We start from the raw sequence: 17,101 nt of genomic DNA on the forward strand, positions 1-17,101 counted from the left end.
ACTCATCTGGGACCCGTCAGGTGCGGCGTCCCGTCGACGGGGCGTACGGCCACCGCTCGCCTGAGCGCCGACAGCGCGGGGACCGCCGCCGGCAGCACGGCGGTCAGTGCGGCGATGCCGAGAAACGCCTTCTGCACCCCGGTGGCGTCGGCGAGCAGGCCGAAATACGCCGGGCCGGCCAGGTAGCCGAGATAGGCGACCGTGGAGATGGCGGACGTGGCTCGTCCCCGCGACTCGTCGGGGACGGGGCGTAGGCCGTAGGACAGCAAGGTGGGATAGAGCAGGGAGGTCCCCACGGCGGCGGCGACGATGCCCGTCATCGCCGGCGGCAGCGTGGGGGCGAACGCCGTCGAGAGGCCTCCGGTCGTGGCGATCACGCATGCCACGACCAGCGTGGCGAGCGGGCGGCGCGTCGTGAACGGGGCGGCGGCGAAACGGGTGAACGCGGCCGTCGTGGCGAACGCCGCCGGCGCGACGGCGGCCAGCGCCGGCGAGGCCGTGAACGCGTCGGTCAGCAGGACGGCACCCCAGGACTGGTAGGCGTTCTCCGAGGCGAACGCCAATGCGCCGACCGCGCCGATCACGAGCAGGATGATCGGCCACGACGCGCGGCCGGGCCGCGTCGGCGTGTCCTGGCCGCCAGGTGCGGCAGCGTCCCGAGCGGGGGCCGAACGCGTCGTGGCGGCGACGGCCAGGCCGAGGGGCACGGTGACCACGGCGCCCGCCGCGAAGACGACCAGCAGGTCGTCCGCCATCGCGTTCAGCGCGCCGGCGCCCAGGCTCGAGACCGCGACCGTGGCGGAGAACGCCGCGTGCGAACGGGCCACGACGGGCCGTCCGGTCCGCCTCTCGACCGTCGCCGCCAGTGCGTTGATCGCCACGTCGGACGCTCCCGAACTGGCTCCCACCAGCAGGATGCCGACGCACAACGCGACATGGTCCGCCGACGCCAAGGAGACCACGACGCCCATGACGCCCAGCGTCGCGAGCAGTACTCCGGCGACACGCAGCCCGAGCGCGTCGATGAGCCGCCCGGTCAGCAGCATGGCGGGCAGAGCTCCGGCGGCCACGAAGAGCAGCACGACGCCGAACTCCGCGTCGCTCACCTGCGCGTGAGCCCGCAGCTCGGGGAGGGTGGCGCCCCACACCCCCCAGAAGGCGCCGAACCCGGCGAAGCCCAGGTACGGCGCCACGCGAAGTGGCCCGGCGGAGGGAGCACATGCGATCGACATATGTGTAACGTTACACAACTAGGATGGCCGTGTGTCGACCAATCGCAGACGCGTGACGCTGAAGGATGTGGCGGCTCGGGCGGGAGTGTCGCCCATGACCGCCTCCTACGCCTTCACCCGTCCCGGCCGGGTCGCCGCCGCCACCCGCGAGCGCGTGCACCGCGCGGCCCACGAGCTGGGGTACCGCCCCGACGCCGTGGGCCGCGCGCTGAGGTCCGGCCGGACACATCAGCTCGGGGTCGTTTTCAGCGAGCACCTGGCGTACGCCTTCGACGACCCCCAGGCGGCGCGGTTCCTGGCCGGCGTGGCGGAGGTCTGCGTCGAGGAAGGCCGGGGCCTGACCCTCATCCCCACGCGGGGCGACGCCGCCGACGCCGGTCGCGTGCTGTCCGCGGCGGTCGACGGCTTCGTGCTGTGGACCACCACAGAGGACGATCCGGTGCTGGCGGCGGTCGCCGGCGACCCCCGTCCCGCGGTCATCCAGGGCGGTCCGCCACACCAGGGGATCGCGTGTGTCACCCAGGACGACTACGAGGCCGCGCTCGCGATCGCCTCCCAGGGACTCCACGAAGGCCGTACGCCCGTGGTGATCTCATTCCCGCTCGATCGCGACCGCGAGCACATGGTGACGATCGGCGGGAATCTGCCGCCACACGCACCGTTTCCCGTCACCGACGCCCGTCTGCGCGGCTACCGCGCCGCCGTCGAACAGGCCGGGCTCAGCTGGGCCGGCACACCGATCGCCGTGGTGGCTCGCAACACCCAACGGGATGGTTTCGCGGCAGCGCGAGAACTCGCCCCCGCCCTCGCCCCCGACGCGCTCATCATCGCCATGAGCGACGAACTCGCCCTGGGAGCCCACCAGGCCCTCCGCGAGACCCACCCGGAGGCCGCCTACCTCGGCTGGGACGGGTCACCGGCCGCCCAACGGCTCGGCATCACCTCCGTCACGAACCCCCTACGCGACCAAGGTCGCCGCTGCGCGCAGCTGGCACTCGACCCCGACCGGCCGAACGACCAGGAGATCCCGTGGACCATCACAGCCGGATCCGCGCCCCCGCACCCGGCCGCCGAAGGGCGATGACCGGCCCGGCCGGGTGTGACCGGACAGGAGGGGTGTTCGCAGTGTGACGCGGTCGAGCGCCGGCTAGCGGATCGCTCGTCCGCCGACAGGCGCGGTCTGCCCTGCCTGGCGGGCCTGCGGGATCTGGAGCGCCTGCGCGATCGCCGCGGCGTCGTCCGTGCCGGCCGGCGCGACCTCGGCCTCGGCGGGACTGCGGGCCGATCTCTCCAGGAACTTGAGCAGTTCGACGGGGAACGGCAGCACGAGCGTCGAGTTCTTCTCGGCGGCGACCTCGACCACGGTCTGCAGCAGGCGCAGTTCGAGCGCGGCCGGGTGCAGCGCCATCGTCTCGGCGGCCTGGCTGAGCTTGGCCGAGGCCTGGAGTTCGCCGTCGGCGGTGATCACACGGGCCCGCCGCTCGCGCTCGGCTTCCGCCTGGCGGGCGATGGACCGCTTCATCGACTCGGGCAGCGCCACATCCTTGATCTCCACGCGGTCGATGTGCACGCCCCACCCCAGCGCCGGACTGTCGAGCATCAGTTCCAGGCCCTGGTTGAGCTGCTCCCGGTTGGACAGCAGGTCGTCCAGCTCGCTCTTGCCGATGATCGACCTCAGCGAGGTCTGCGCGACCTGACCGATGGCGGCCATGTAGTCCTGCACGTCGACGGCCACCCGCATCGGGTCGACGACGTTGAAGTAGACGACGGCGTCCACGCGGACCGTCACGTTGTCGCGGGTGATGCCGTCCTGGGCGGGTACCGGCATCGTGATGATCTGCAGGTTGACCTTCTCCAGACGGTCGGCGACCGGCAGGAGCAGCGCGAGCCCGGGCCCTCGGACGGCCGGTCGCACCCGCCCGAACCGGTAGACGACACCCCGTTCGAACTGCCGGATGATGCGCACGCTCGTCGCCAGCCAGGCCACGCCGAGGATCACGGCCACGAGGATCGCGTAATAAATGATCATTTCGCACCCCCTGGGTGCCTGTCGGCCCTGGTCGAACGCCGGGACCGACCACACACTGACATCGTAGTCCGCCCCCTCCTCCGGGCGCTTGCCGCGCCCACCCGTCGATCATGTGAGGAAAAGCTTTGCCTTCCGACCGAAGAAGCCGGTCCGCCGAGGCCGGAAAGCGGCTCTTGACAGCCCTGCAAGATTGTTTTTAGGTTACGGAAAACCTTTGTTCTCCGCCGCGCCGAAAGGAGAGCGGCAGGCGGCCACCTCCCTCGAGTTGTTAGCGCTAACAGAGCAGACGCACCCCCACGCCGAGTCACAGACGAGGAGCCCCCATGACCGCCCCCATCCACCGACGTGACCTGCTGCGCCTGGCGGCGGTGGCCGCCGCCACCCCGCCCGCGCTCGCGCTGGTCTCCTCGGCCGAAGCCGCGACGGCCGGGACCGCCGTACCCACCACGAGCCCCGGGACCGGCGCCATCCCGGCCCCGGACGGCCGGCGCGTACGGCCCTTCGCCAACGACCAGGTCAAGCTGGGCGACTCCCTGTTCGCCGCCGGCCGCGACCGCATCCTGAACTTCCTGCGGGCCTACCCGGCCGACCGCATGCTGGCCATCTTCCGCGACAACGCCGGCCTCGACAGCCGTGGCGCGGAACCGCCCGGCGGCTGGGAGACCGCGGACGGCAACCTGCGGGGCCACTACGCCGGGCACTTCCTCAGCGCCCTGGCCCTGGCGTACGCGGGCAGCGGCGACCGGTTCTACAAGGACAAGGTCGACTACATGGTCACGGCGCTGGGCGAATGCCAGGACGCCCTGGCCGCCAGGGTGGGGCAGCCCGCCCCGCCCGCGCCCCCGGTCGCCAGGGTGAGCGGGAAGTTCGGAACCGCCGTGAAACTGGACGGCCCCCAGTACGTGGCGCTGCCGTCCGGCGTCGTCAGCGGCCTGGACGACTTCACCATCGCCCTGTGGGTGAACCCCGCCACGATCAGCACCTGGTCGAGGATCTTCGACTTCGGCACCGGCACCACCCGGAACATGTTCCTCGCGCTCAGCGCGGGATCCGCGCCGCGGTTCGCGATCACCACCAGCGGCGGCGCGGGCGAGCAGCGCATCAACGGCACCGCCCAGCTCCCCGCGAACGCCTGGACCCACGTCGCGGTCACCCTGTCGGGCGGCACCGGCACCCTCTACGTCAACGGCGAGGCGGCCGGCACGAACACCGGCATGACCCTCAAACCGTCCAGTCTCGGCACGACCGGCAACAACTGGATCGGAAAGTCCCAGTACGGCGACGCGCCCCTGAGCGGCTCCGTCGACGAGTTCCAGATCTACGACCGCGCCCTCAGCAGAACGGAGATCCAGGCCCTGACCTCGAGCGCGGACGGCGGGCTGGGCGGCGGGAACGTCGCCTGGTACCGGTTCGACGAGGCCGGCGGGGAGACCGCCGCCGACTCCTCCGGCAAGGGACGGGACGCCCGGCTGGTCTCGGAGTCCACCGGGGCCGCCGGCCCGAGCCACCCCGGCTTCCTGGCCGCCTACCCGGAGACGCAGTTCATCCTGCTGGAGCAGGGCGCGACCTACCCCGCCATCTGGGCGCCCTACTACACCTGCCACATGATCATGCGCGGGCTGCTGGACGCCTACCAGCACGCGGGCAACGAGCGGGCACGCGAGATCGTCCTCAAGATGGGCGACTGGGTCCACAGCAGGCTGAGCAAACTGTCACGCGCCCGGCTCGACACGATGTGGGCCACCTACATCGCCGGCGAGTACAACGCGATGAACGCCGTGATGGCCGACCTCCACGCGCTGACCGGCAAGCAGGAGTACCTCGACACGGCCAGGTGCTTCGACAACACCGCTCTCAAGAACGCGACGATCGCCGGCCAGGACACGCTGGACAGGAAACACGCCAACCAGCACATCCCGCAGTTCATCGGGTACCTGTCGGTGTACGAGCAGAGCGGCGAGCGCGACTACTTCACCGCCGCCGCGAACTTCTGGGACATGGTCGTCCCCCACCGCACCTTCACCGACGGCGGCCTGTCCGGCCCGAGCGACAACGGCGAGCTCTTCGGGGCGCGGGACGTGATCGTGGGCGCCCTCGGCGCCAACAACGCCGAGACCTGCGCCGTCTACAACATGCTCAAGCTGAGCAGAGGGCTGTTCTTCCACACCGGCGACCCGAAGTACATGCAGTACTACGAACGGGGCCTCTACGGTCAGATCCTCGCCTCGCGCCAGAACACCGACAGCACCACCGACCCGCTGCTGACCTACTTCATCCCGATGCGACCGGGCTCCGCCCGGGAGTACGGCAACCTCGGAACCTGCTGCGGCGGGACGGGGCTGGAGAGCCTGACCAAGTTCCAGGACTCGATCTACTTCCGGTCCGCGGACGACTCCACGCTCTACGTCAACCTCTACATGGCCTCCGAACTGACCTGGAAGGACAAAGGCTTCAAGGTCAGCCAGTCCACGAACTACCCGACCGATCCCGCCGGCACGGTGACGCTCACCGTGGACGGCTCGGGCCCGCTGCAGCTGAAGCTCCGGGTCCCCTACTGGGTGACCAAGGGCTTCAGGGTGCGGGTCAACGGACGCGACAAGAACCTCGGCGCCACACCCGGCGGCTACGTCAGCCTGCGCCGGGCCTGGAAGCGAGGAGACAAGGTCCAGGTCACCATGCCGTTCAGCCTGCGCGTCGAGAAGGCGCTGGACGTCCCGTCCATCCAGAGCATCGCCTACGGCCCGGTCCCGCTGGTCGCACTGAGCGACGAGACGAGCTACCGCGACTTCTCCTTCTACAAGGACCTCGGCCTGAGCGGGGACCTCGCCACCAAGGCCGTCACCGCCACCGCGCCGATGACCTTCACGACGCACGGTCTGCGGCTCGTCCCCTTCTACATCGGCGACACCAGGCGCTACCACGCATACTTCCAGCGCAAGGAGCCGTCGATCGTCTTCGGCGCGGTGGACTCCGGCGTGCCCAACCGCGCCCAGGCGGACGGGGTGACCTTCCTCGACGCCGTCTGGTCCAAGGCGCCCTTCACCACCCGCGGCCGGTTCCAGTCCACGGTGACCCGCACCGCCGAGACCTGGCTCACCGCCGGCCTGCTGTCGCCGGCGGAGAAGGACCGCGTCGTCTCCGCCGCCGCCCGCGCGAAACTGGGCGCCTAGATATCGTCGCCGCCTGCCGGGGAAGCCGTGGGGCACTCTCCGCGTTGGGCAGGACGTGGACGATCGTTTCGCGGATGAGGATGTCATCAAGCGGCTGCTCGGCGAGTCGCAGACCTGGGCGTTCGTCGGGCTCGGCGACGACCCGCGGCGCACCGCCTACGACCAGGCGCGCCTGCTCCAGTCGAGGGGCAAGCGCATCATCCCGGTCCACCCGGCCGCCGCGACGGTGCTGGGTGAGCCGGGATACGCGTCTCTGGCCGAGGTTCCGGTGAAGGTGGACGTCGTCGGGGTGTACCGGCGGTCGGAGTACGCCGGGCAGGCGGTGGACGAGGCGATCGCGGCGGGCGCCGGCGCCGTGTGGCTGCCCCTCGGCGTGATCGACGAGGCCGCCGCCCAGCGCGCCCTCGACGCCGGACTTGACGTCGTCATGGACCGCTGCCCGGGGGTCGAGTGGGCCCTGCGCCGGGGCGTCTGACGTCCGGTTCGCCACGTTGCTCGACGTACGGGCGGCGCCGGCTTCACCGTCCATCGTCCCGCCGCCCCGGCGCCGATGAGAACACCACAACCAGCCAGGCGAGAGCCACCCCGCCACCGTCGGGAAACACCACGACCGAGGCCGCGAGAGACACCTCGACACCGTGGAGAAACACCACCACCGGCCGCGCAAGGGCCACGCCGCACCGTCGGGAAACAGCACGACGGGGCCCGCAAGAGGCATCCCGACACCGTGGAGAAACACGCGACCGGCCAGGCGAGAGCCACCGCGACACCGTCGGGAAACACCACGACCGGCCACTCGGTGAGGGTCACCCGGGCGTGATGTGGAGGCGGTCGCGGAGGGTCTTTTTGCGGACCTTGCCGAGGTCGTCGCGGGGCAGGGCGTCCACGATCTCGAGGCGGGTGGGCAGGTACCACTCCGTCATGCCCGTCCGCAGCAGGTGGTCGCGCAGGCCGGCGAGGTCGGGGGCGGGACCGTCGGGGACGACGACGGCGCACACCGTCTCCCCGGTGCCGTCCCCGTCGGGATCCCGGCAGCCGACGACGGCGACGTCGGCCACGGCCGGGTGTCCCAGCAGTTCGTCCTCGACCTCCAGGACGGGGATCGGATGCGGGCACCCGATCCGGTCGGCGACGCGGGAAAGGTAGCGCAGGCCGCCGCGCCCGTCCTCCCGGACCAGGTCACCGGTGTCGTACCAGCCGTCGGTGGCGTCCGGGTGCCATGTCATCCGCCGGTCGCGCAGGCCGAACGTCCCCACGCACACCGACGGGCCGCGCACCTGGAGGCGGAACGCCGGATCCTCGCCGGGGTCCGGGGAGTCGGGCAGGAGGCGCACCTCGCGCCCTGGCGTGGGGCGGCCGATGCTGCGTCCCGGCCAGTCGGGCGGGTCGTCGGCGGAGGTCACGGTGACGCCGCCCGTCTCCGTCATACCGAAGCCGTTGACGAGCCGCGGGCACAGCCATTCCTGGACGGGTTCCACGAGTGACGGCGGCAGCGGCGCGGCCGTGCTCGTCACCAGGCGCAGGCCGGAGAGCGGGCGCCGGCGTCGCCGTTGCGCCCGGACCAGGCGGTTCAGCATCTCGGGTGCCGCGAGGAAGTGGGTGACGTGGTGCCGGGCGAGGAGGTCGAGCCAGACGTCCGGGTCGCGGGTGTCGGCGAACACCGACGCGCAGCGCGTCACCAGGGGAAGCAGGACGTTGGTCCGCATGCCCACCGAATGGGTGATGTTCGCCGGGGTGGCGACCCGGGGGTACGGCGCGTCGTGCAGGCCGCTCTGCCGGGAGCGGGTGGAGGCGTACTGCGTGTTGGGGGTGTGCAGCACGCCCTTGACCTGTCCGGTGGTGCCGGAGGTGAACAGCACCACCGACACCTCGTCGGCCCCTCTACCCAGCGGAGCGCACCGTCCGTCCCGCATGCCCGCTGTGTTCCCGAGCAGGCCCGACGGGTTCCCGTCCAGGTCCGATGTGTTCCCGAGCAGGTCCGACCTGTCCGCTAGCAGGCCCGACGTGTTGCCCAGCAGGTCGTCGAAGGGGATCGTGCCCGCGGGTACGGCTTCGCCGAGGGCCACGCGGTGGCGTAGCCGTGGCAGACGGGGGGCGAGGTCGGCCAGGAGCCGGGCCGGTGACCGGCCGTCCCAGGTGGTGGCCACCACGCAGACGCTCGCCTGCGTGCCGGACAGGATCCCCTCGACCTCACGCGCGCCCAGCGTCATCATCATGGGCACGGCGATCGCCCCCGCCCGCAGGCACGCCAGGCCGAGCGCGGCGGTCTGCCACCAGTTGGGGAGCTGGTAGGCGACGGCGTCACCGTGCCGCACCCCCAGGGCGCGCAGCCCTTCGGCCAGGCGGCCGACCGCGGCGTCCAGCTCGCCGAAGGTCACGGTGACCTCCCGCTTCTCGGCGTCGCGCCAGGTGATGAAGGCGGTACGGCCGGGCGTCCGCGCGGCGGCGTCACCCAGGTCGTCGAGGAACGTCCCACCGCGCCACCACCCTTCGGCGTGGTAGGCGGCGCTCCGCGCCGGCGCCGGCAGAGACGCGATCACGTCACGCATGTCCCACTCCCCCGGCCGGGCTGTTCACCGGACGGCCGTCCTGTCGTCGGAGCCGGTGCCGCGGAGGGTGAGCACGTGGCGGCGGCGCCTGGCGGTCATCCGCCGGAAGGACGCGGTGTCGTTCAGCCGGGGGAAGGGCTCCTCCGGTACGGGTGCGCCGAGGAACTCGCACAGCGGTTCCCAGCCCTGGCACACCTCGTACACCAGGAGCCGGTCATCGGGGACCTGTGCCATGACGTGGGCGGTGTGCCAGACGAAGACCTCGATGGCGTAGTCCCGGTCGCCGAACCGTTCTCCGAACGTGCCCTCCCAGATGACCCGCTCGCACATGCGGCGGCGGTGGCGAAGCCCCTGGCAGGCCAGGTCCTCGAGCCGCATCGCCATGCCCGCCCACCCCCGCTGCCGGTGGCTGGACCTGTAGATCGTCTCGTGCACGCTGGCGTACCACCGGCAAGGGTCGCGTACGGTCAGGATGACCCGCGCGTCGCGGTACGCGGCCGTCAGCTCCTCCCAGAAGTAGCAGGCCGGCCAGTCCACGGTGGCGCGGTATCCGCGCAGCAGCTCCTCCCAGGACACCTGCTCGCCACGCGCGGCCGCCTCCCAGCCGTGGATGCGGTCGAGGTCGCCGCCGAGCGATGCCATGTGGTGACACGGCCCGTGGCCGAGCCTCTCCAGAGCCACCTTCAGCGAATACGTACCTGTTCGTCCCATGCCGACGCCGATGACTTCGAGCATGTGGTCTCCCCGTACGAGCCGTGGGGGGCCGTCTCGTTTCATGGTTACACGGCCCTGCCCCGGACCGGCCGGGTGGGGGCCGACACCCGGACGGATGAGCGTGATCATGAGCGGATGGTAATTATGATGTTGCCGACAGTGAAACCTCCCATCTGAAGGGATCCTCGTGCGCATCCGTCACGCCCTCGGCGCAGCCGGCGTCCTGGCGCTCACCGTTCTGGCCTCCGGAACCGCCTACGCCGCTCCGCAGAAGACCGCGCGTTCCGTCCCCGCCTTCTACAGGCTCAGCGTCGTCCCCGGCTCGCTGAAGGACCCGCACCGGCCGCTGGAGTGGAACAGGGTCAGGCACGCGTCGCTGCGCTGCAATCCCCCGTGGGGTGACCACCCGCAGCCGGGGCGGGCGTGCGACCTGATCGCCAGGTACGGTTCGATCGCCGGCATCCGCCTCCAGGGGATCTGCCCGCACATCTACGATCCCGTCACCGCGTTCGCCAACGGGTCGGAGCGATACCAGGAGACCTTCCCGAACGCCTGTGTCCTGCGCACCACCAAGGGCGCCGTCTTCCACTTCTGACCACGGAACGGCCAAGGTCTCAGTTCGTCAGGGTGTTCGGGAGGTGATCTCCCACGTGGCCGACCCAGATCCTGCGGGTGGCGCCACCGGAGTCGTCGTGGAAGTGGATGCGCGGCGCGGGGGTGCCGCCCTTGCGGAGCTTGATGTGCGCCTCCATGAGCACCCTGCCCGATGAGTGCACCTCCTCGGGCACGCTGAAGGTGCGGCTCGTGCTGTACCTGCCGTTGGTGTGCACGGTCCTCGACTCGCTCATGGCGACCATGCCGGCGGGAATGGTGAGATCGGCGGCGCTCATGCACCACTGCAGGAAACCTCCCGCGAACTCTCCCGACGACCTGGCCTTGGCGAAGGCGTCCAACGCGCGCAGGGCGTCCCAGGTCTTGGCGGCCCAGACCCGGCTGAGCGTCGGGTAGGCCAGGTCGAGTTTCGTCGCCGCGGTGTCGGTGTCCCCGATCATCACGTGGCCGAGCGTCTCGCGGGCCATGTTGAGGGCGTCCATCAGGCTCGTCGGCTCGAAGTCGGGCTCCTCGGCCGCCACGCCGTACGCCGGCCGGCCCGACGCGGCGAGTCGCGTCTCCAGCCAGCGCGTGCGCTTCTCCAGCTTGCGGGCATTGGCGACGGCTTCGGCGTACTCGTTCTGCAGGAGCTCGTGCTCGGCGCGGAGCCGCTCCATCTCGGCCGCGAGCCGTTCGCTCTCGCCTTCGGCCTCGGCGAGCAGGGCCTCGTGGGCGTGCAGGTCCTCACCACGCCGGCGCGCGAGGACGGCCTCCCGCAGTCCGTCGACGTGGGCCCCGAGGGTGCGCATCTGCCGCAGTAGGTGGCCGCTCTCAGGGCCGCTTCCCCGGGCCTGGGCCGCGAGGTCGAGGGCCGCCTCCAGCTCACCGCGCATCTGTGTGACCACCGCGGCGGCGACCGTCCGGGCGAGCTCGGCCACGTCGAACGCCGGCCCGCCCTCGGGGGCGACCGGCTGCCCGGCCGCGGCGGACCCCGCACGCGGCTCGGCGGTCTCTTCGACGCCACCGGAGGCGGGCGCGGGCCTCAGGCGCGGCTCGCCGTTCTTGTCGGCCCCGCCGGAGGCGGGCGAGGGCGCCGCGACCGGCCCGGGGCGTACGGTCAGCGCCATCATCCTGCGGCGCAGTTCCTCCCTCTCCTGGTCGGCCGGGGCCCGCCGGGCCACGACGACGTCGTGGATGTCGCCCGGCCGCGCCTTGCCGGCGAGGATCCGGGAGACGATCCGGTAGGCCCGCCCGACATCGTCGGGTAACGCGCGGCGCGCGGTCTCCCCGATCGCCCCACCCGCCACCAGCCCGAGAGCCCGATCGCTCTGTGCGCGCAACATGGCGCCCCCCATCGGCCTGTGCCGGAAGGGGTGGCTTTCGGCCTCGGGGTCGAACGGCGCCACGTACGTGCGGATGCCACCGCCGAACACCCTGAGATCGGGGCCGATCGTCTCGTTGAAGCGGCGCTGCGCCTGCGCGTCGGCGAAGCGCACCACCACGCCGGCACCGGCGGTCGCCGCGGCCAGGTGGTCGGCCCTCCCGCCGGCGGCCGCGGCGTCCTGCGGATCGACGGACACGATGACCAGCGGCACCCGGCGCTCCCGCTGTGCCATGGTATGGATCAGCCTGGGGATCTCGTATTCGTCGAGGACGTCCGGCGCGTCGGTGAGGTGGACGGCTCCGTCGGTGATCCGCGCGGTGCGCAGGTAGGCCGGGAGGAAGCCGGGCGCGTCGCCCCCGCCGGTCGCGCCGTCCTCGTCCACCGTGACGACCACCCAGCCCGCCAGCCCCGGAATGGGCTCGTGGTAGGTGATCCGGGTACGGAGCAGCGCCCCCTCCCGCGTCTCCTCGACGACGTACCGGCCGCAGTCACCCCTGCGCTCCAGGCGGGCCCGTGTGCCGTCCGCGTCGAACTCCTGCGCCGGCAGGCCGGCGTCCGGGAACGGCAGCCCCTTCCCCACGAGCCATTCCCCGAAGGTGCGGCGGAGCCGGAGGGAGATCGGCGCGGTCGTGTCCCGGAGGACGGCCTGGTAGAGGCGGGTGAAGTTGGGGGGCATGAAGAGGCACGCTATCCAGACGTGATCGCGGATACGCCAACGGTATGTAACGGCAAGCTCGCTATCTGTACCACAGGAGTAACCTGATCCCCAAGAGCATCACCACGGCCGAAGACAGCGCCACGCCGCACCCGGACGCCCCTGGCGGGACGGGGAGTCGTACGAAATTCAACTGTTACATCGTTCCAAGTACTACGCGCCGTCGGAGGACTAGCATCTACCTCGCTGTCAGGTGTGGACGGCCGAGAGTGACCGGCGTTCTCCCGCCTCTCGGCATTCCTCCATGGAACGCCGGTGCCCTCGCTCAGCCGCTGGATGCGGGGGCACCGGCTCCCGGCGGTCGTGCCCGCACCCTCAGGGCCTGCATTGGGATATCAGGGTCATATCGGGATATTTCATCGTCCCGCACCTGATGAACCCTCGTTTTACGGCATGCTTGTCCCCGGGTGACGAAACGGGGAAGGGACCTTTGACCGACACAGCCACGCGCGGAACTTCCGGCGCCACACGTTCCGGAATCGACGCACCGCCCCTTGACGACCACGTCGAGGCGGGGCGGCCCCGCCCGTGACCGACCTCGGCATGCTCCTCGGCAAGGAATGGAGCGGGCCGCCCCAGGCGCCCCGGCACAGGCCGGAAGGCACTCGCCCCCGCCCGGCGCACCCACGTTGGACCCGGAGCCGGCCGTGACGAACCGGGCGGCGGCGGAGGAGCACCTGCTCACCGACGTGTGAGGACGCCCCCGCACCTGCCGTCCCGCCGCCGCGGGCCCCTGTCGGTGACCCGTCCGGAAGCGCGGCCTCCGCCTCACGTGCGTAGAGATCGTCGCGATGACGAGCACGTCACCGCTGTCTCCGGCACGTCCGAGGAACGGTCCGACGGCCGTAGCGCCCCTACCGAATGAAGAACTGAAAAGGTGACGAAGAGGATGACCGATGGCTGAGCACATGGAAGCGACGTCGTTGATCATTGCGGGCAGCAGCCTGGCAGGCGCTCTGCTGATCGGCCTGCTGCTGCGGTTGTGGTTCGGGGTTCTCGTCCACCGGGCCGGCGCCACGCCGGGGACGTGGGACGACATGGTGTGGAGCCTGCTGAAGGCCATCTCCCTGCCGGCCGCGCTCACGGCGGGCATGTGGTCGGCGATCGAGGTGCTGGGGGTGCGGCAGCCGGTCCGTGGCGTCCTGGACCGGATCCTGGTGGCGGTGGTCATCTTGCTGGTCGGCCTGTCGGTCGCCAGGCTGGCGGCCGAGGTCGTGCGGTCGGTGACCCTCGCCAGGTCCGGTGTGGCGCAATCGGCGAGCATCTTCGTCAACATCACCCGGGTGTTGATCATCGGGATCGCCGTCCTGGTGATCCTGCAGAGCATCGGCGTCTCCATCACTCCGCTGCTGACCGCACTCGGTGTCGGCGGCCTCGCCGTCGCGCTCGCCCTGCAGGACACCCTCGGCAACCTGTTCGCCGGCGTGCACGTCCTGGTGTCGAAGAAGGTGCAGCCGGGCGACTTCATCCGCCTCGACAGCGGCGAGGACGGCCGCGTCGTCGACATCAACTGGCGTAACACCACCGTCGAGCAACTGACCGGGAACACCGTCGTCGTGCCGAACGCCAAGCTCGCCGACGCGATCCTCACCAACTTCAACCAGCCGGTGCAGCACCTGTCGGTGCTGGTGCAGGTGGGGGTGAGCTACGACAGCGATCTGGAGGAAGTGGAACGCATCACCGTCCAGGTGGGCCGCGAGGTGTTGTCGACCGTGGAAGGCGCGATGCCCGAGTACGAGCCCGTCGTGCGCTACCACACCTTCGGCGAGTCCAGCATCAACTTCTCGGTGACCCTGCGCGTGCGGGAGTACGCCGCCAAGTTCCTCGTCGTGCACGAGTTCATGAAGCTCCTGCACGCGCGCTACCGCCGCGAGGGCATCGAAATCCCGAATCCGATACCCGTCGTGGCGATCGGCAACACCCCGGCCCGGCCGATCCCCGAAGCGCTGCCGATGGCAGGCCTCGTCAGCGAACTCCCTTCCTGATCTCACCAGCCCGGCCGCCGGCATCCACAAGGCGGCCGGCGCCTACTCCAAATCGTCGAGATGGCGCAAGTGATCACGAAACCGGCTGTCGCCGGCGTACGCCCGAAGGTCCTCGATCGAGGGTGGTGCCACCTCGAGCCGGGCGGCGAGGACCCTGCTGCACAAGCACAAGTCCGAGTGGTACGCATCCCCACGGCTGCCCGGAATCATTCCGGTCTGAGCGACGCCCTCCTCACGCCCGACGACGAGCGGATATTCATCGCCAGGGTGCCGACGGCCATTCACCAGCGGTCATCAGATGACCTATCGTGCGTGAACGAGATACACGGGCTCCGAACCCCTTAATCCTCTCCCGCAGCCTCCTAGGCTACGTTTGCATCCACGCAGGGGTGCCCGTCGTGGGAACGGCCGGGGCGTGCGAGTGGGAGGTCGGCGATCAGCGGAGATGGGGCTACCGTCACCTCGGCCGACATCGCGCGGATGGCGGGGGTCGGCCGAGCGGCCGTGAGCAACTGGCGGCGGCGGTACGAGGACTTTCCCGAGCCTGTCGGGGGGACGGCCACCAGTCCGACCTTCTCGCTGAAGGACGTCGAGACGTGGCTGCTCGCCCAGGGCAAGGTCGAGGAGCTGCCCCTTCGTGAGCGCGTCTGGCAGCAGATCAGGATGGCCGCGGACGATCTGCGGCTCGGGGACGTCGTGGCGGAGGCGGCCGAGCTGCTGTGCGGGCAGGGCACGTCCCGCCTGGTGCCGCAGCCGGCGTGGAAGCTGATTCGACAGCTCGCGGAAGAGGAGGGGACGGCGGAGGCGACCCGCTTCCTGCTGGACCGGTTCGCCGACGTCCACTCCCGGCGGTTGGCCGAGACGCCGGCCGAGGTGGCGGGCTTCATGGCGAGGCTGGCCGGGCCGGATGCCCGTACGGTCCTCGATCCCGCCTGCGGCCTCGGTACCCTGCCGGCCGCGATGGCCGGTGTGAAGCACGCGTACGGGCAAGAGACCGACGTACAGCGCGCGTACCGGCAGGAGCCCGGCGTGGAGCACGCGGACCGGCAGGAAGCCGACCGACAGCGTGCGCACGAGCAAGAGGCCGACGTACAGCGTGCGCACGAGCAAGAGGCCGACCTACAGCGTGCGCACGGGCAGAAGGCCGGGCTGGAGCGTGTGTACGGGCAGGAGGGTGAAGGAGCGCTGGCTCGGCTGGCGCGGGTGCGGCTGGCGTTGGGCGGGGTCGACGGTGAGGTGGAGGCAGGTGACTCGCTGCGGCGGGACGCCTGGCCGGGGCTGGCCGTGGACGCCGTGCTGTGCCATCCGCCGTTCAACGAGCGCAACTGGGGATACGAGGAGCTGGCGGGCGATCCGCGCTGGGAGTACGGCCTGCCGCCCAGGTCGGAGTCGGAGCTGGCCTGGGTGCAGCACGCGCTCGCCCACCTGCGGCCCGGGGGTGTCGCGGTCATGCTCATGCCGGCCATAGCCGCCGAACGCCGGTCCGGCAGGCGGATCCGCAGCAACCTGCTCCGCCGTGGCGCCGTCCAGGCCGTGATCGGCCTGCCGCCGAAGATGGCGCCCGGTACGGGGCTTCCGGTGCACATCTGGGTGCTGCGCAGGCCTGACGGCCGTACCCCGTCGCGGGTGCTGATGTGCGAGGCCGAGCCGGCCACGTTCGACGCGATCGTCGAGCGGTGGCGGGAGTTCCAGGCCGACCCGGACCGGGACATCGACGTGCCCGGCGAGAGCCGTACCGTCCCGATCATCGAGCTGATCGACGAGAACGTCGACGTGACCCCGGCGCGGTACGTGGGTGTCGCGAACGAGGCGGCGGGCGACTATGTGACGTTCCGGGAGGGCTTTCCCCGCCGTCTCGAGGATCTGGCGTCGCTGCTGCCCAAGGTGGTTCCCGGCCAGGTCCGGGAGATGCCGATGGTGCCCCTGCCGGAGCTGGAGCGCACCGGCGCGCTCACGGTCCACCAGGCGGGCCGGTACGAGGCGGACGGCTCGGGGGCGCTTGTTCTCGAGGCGGCCCACCTGTTCACCGGAGAGCCGGTGCCGGCCCGGATCCGACCGCAGGACAGGATCGCGGCCGAGCCGCCGACCCAGACCAGGTCGCGGGACAGGATCGCGGCCGAGCCGACCGCGCGGACGCAGCCGCGAGAGATCACCTTCAGGCCGACGACCCAGACCCCACCGCGGGACAGGATCGCGGCCGAGCCGACCGCGCGGACGCAGCCGCGAGAGATCAGCTACGAGCCGACGCCCCGTACCCCGCCGCGGGACAGGATCGTGGTCGAGCCGGGCGACGTGGTGGTCGGGACGCGGGACCGGGAGGTGGCCGCGCGGGTCGTGGAGGAGGGCGGGCTGCTGCTCGGCTCGCGGCTCACTCTCCTCAGACCTGATCCCGGGCGTCTCGATCCGTACTTCCTGGCCGGGTTCGTACGCACCTTGTCGGTGCCCACCGGTGGGACGCAGTCGGGGCTGACCCGCTTCGACGTCCGGCGCGCCCAGGTGCCGCGGCTCCCGCTGGACGAGCAGCGGCGGTACGGCGAGGCGTTCCGCAAGCTGTTCGCCTTCGAGGCCGAGCTGCACCGGCTGCATAGCGCCGGGCGGGCGGCGGTGGCGTCCGTCGCGCTGGGGCTGACGTCCGGCGCGTTCACGCCCGACGAGTGACCAGACACCCGCTGAGTCCGGCATCCGGCGCGTTCACACCCGACCGCAGGCCAGACACCCCGCCGACCCCGACG

The 17,101-nt window shown here is 71.2% G+C and carries 11 protein-coding genes; 6 read left to right on the plus strand and 5 right to left on the minus strand.

All coding sequences use genetic code 11. From position 1 onward, the window contains the following. Positions 1-2 precede the first annotated feature (2 nt). Positions 3-1,232 (minus strand): MFS transporter, encoded by a 1,230-nt coding sequence (locus KIK05_RS18025; RefSeq protein WP_214411899.1) that lies wholly within the window; start codon positions 1,230-1,232, stop codon positions 3-5. 67 nt (positions 1,233-1,299) lie between these two features. Between KIK05_RS18025 and KIK05_RS18030 the strand changes: the two genes are divergently transcribed. Continuing rightward, complete coding sequence (locus tag KIK05_RS18030) at positions 1,300-2,316, plus strand: LacI family DNA-binding transcriptional regulator (protein ID WP_308249997.1); 1,017 nt, start codon at positions 1,300-1,302, stop codon at positions 2,314-2,316. Positions 2,317-2,379: 63 nt separating this feature from the next. Here the strand turns inward: KIK05_RS18030 and KIK05_RS18035 are convergent, their stop codons facing one another. Beyond that, on the minus strand, positions 2,380-3,261 hold the full coding sequence (locus KIK05_RS18035) for an SPFH domain-containing protein (protein ID WP_214411900.1): 882 nt from the start codon (positions 3,259-3,261) through the stop codon (positions 2,380-2,382). 323 nt (positions 3,262-3,584) lie between these two features. Here KIK05_RS18035 and KIK05_RS18040 point away from each other — a divergent pair, with 323 nt between their 5' ends. Then, positions 3,585-6,431: a beta-L-arabinofuranosidase domain-containing protein gene (locus tag KIK05_RS18040; protein WP_214411901.1), complete on the plus strand. Its 2,847-nt coding sequence runs from the start codon at positions 3,585-3,587 to the stop codon at positions 6,429-6,431. 55 nt (positions 6,432-6,486) lie between these two features. Next, positions 6,487-6,906 carry a CoA-binding protein gene (locus KIK05_RS18045; RefSeq protein ID WP_214411902.1) on the plus strand — a complete coding sequence of 140 codons (420 nt, stop codon included), beginning with the start codon at positions 6,487-6,489 and terminating at the stop codon, positions 6,904-6,906. 331 nt (positions 6,907-7,237) lie between these two features. On the opposite strand, the gene KIK05_RS18050 is transcribed toward KIK05_RS18045, so the two are convergent. Further along, positions 7,238-8,980, minus strand: a complete 1,743-nt coding sequence (locus KIK05_RS18050) for an AMP-binding protein (protein WP_214411903.1) — start codon at positions 8,978-8,980, stop codon at positions 7,238-7,240. Between the two features lie 24 nt (positions 8,981-9,004). Continuing rightward, positions 9,005-9,715, minus strand: a complete 711-nt coding sequence (locus KIK05_RS18055) for a sulfotransferase family protein (protein ID WP_214411904.1) — start codon at positions 9,713-9,715, stop codon at positions 9,005-9,007. A 166-nt stretch (positions 9,716-9,881) separates the two neighbouring features. On the opposite strand from KIK05_RS18055, the gene KIK05_RS48905 reads away from it, so the two are divergent. After that, on the plus strand, positions 9,882-10,289 hold the full coding sequence (locus KIK05_RS48905; RefSeq protein ID WP_214411905.1) for an SSI family serine proteinase inhibitor: 408 nt from the start codon (positions 9,882-9,884) through the stop codon (positions 10,287-10,289). A gap of 19 nt (positions 10,290-10,308) precedes the next feature. Here the strand turns inward: KIK05_RS48905 and KIK05_RS18065 are convergent, their stop codons facing one another. Then, entirely contained in the window at positions 10,309-12,345 is a 2,037-nt protein-coding gene (locus KIK05_RS18065) for a type IV pilus assembly protein FimV (protein ID WP_214411906.1), read from the minus strand. Between the two features lie 935 nt (positions 12,346-13,280). On the opposite strand from KIK05_RS18065, the gene KIK05_RS18070 reads away from it, so the two are divergent. Together KIK05_RS18070 and KIK05_RS18075 are read left to right on the plus strand one after the other, a co-directional pair. Further along, complete coding sequence (locus KIK05_RS18070; protein ID WP_214411907.1) at positions 13,281-14,369, plus strand: mechanosensitive ion channel family protein; 1,089 nt, start codon at positions 13,281-13,283, stop codon at positions 14,367-14,369. Between the two features lie 504 nt (positions 14,370-14,873). Continuing rightward, positions 14,874-17,027 (plus strand): N-6 DNA methylase, encoded by a 2,154-nt coding sequence (locus tag KIK05_RS18075; protein ID WP_214411908.1) that lies wholly within the window; start codon positions 14,874-14,876, stop codon positions 17,025-17,027. The last annotated feature ends 74 nt before the right edge of the window (positions 17,028-17,101 follow it).

The sequence above is a fragment of the Sphaerisporangium fuscum genome, assembly GCF_018531465.1.
GTDB lineage: Bacteria > Actinomycetota > Actinomycetes > Streptosporangiales > Streptosporangiaceae > Sphaerisporangium > Sphaerisporangium fuscum.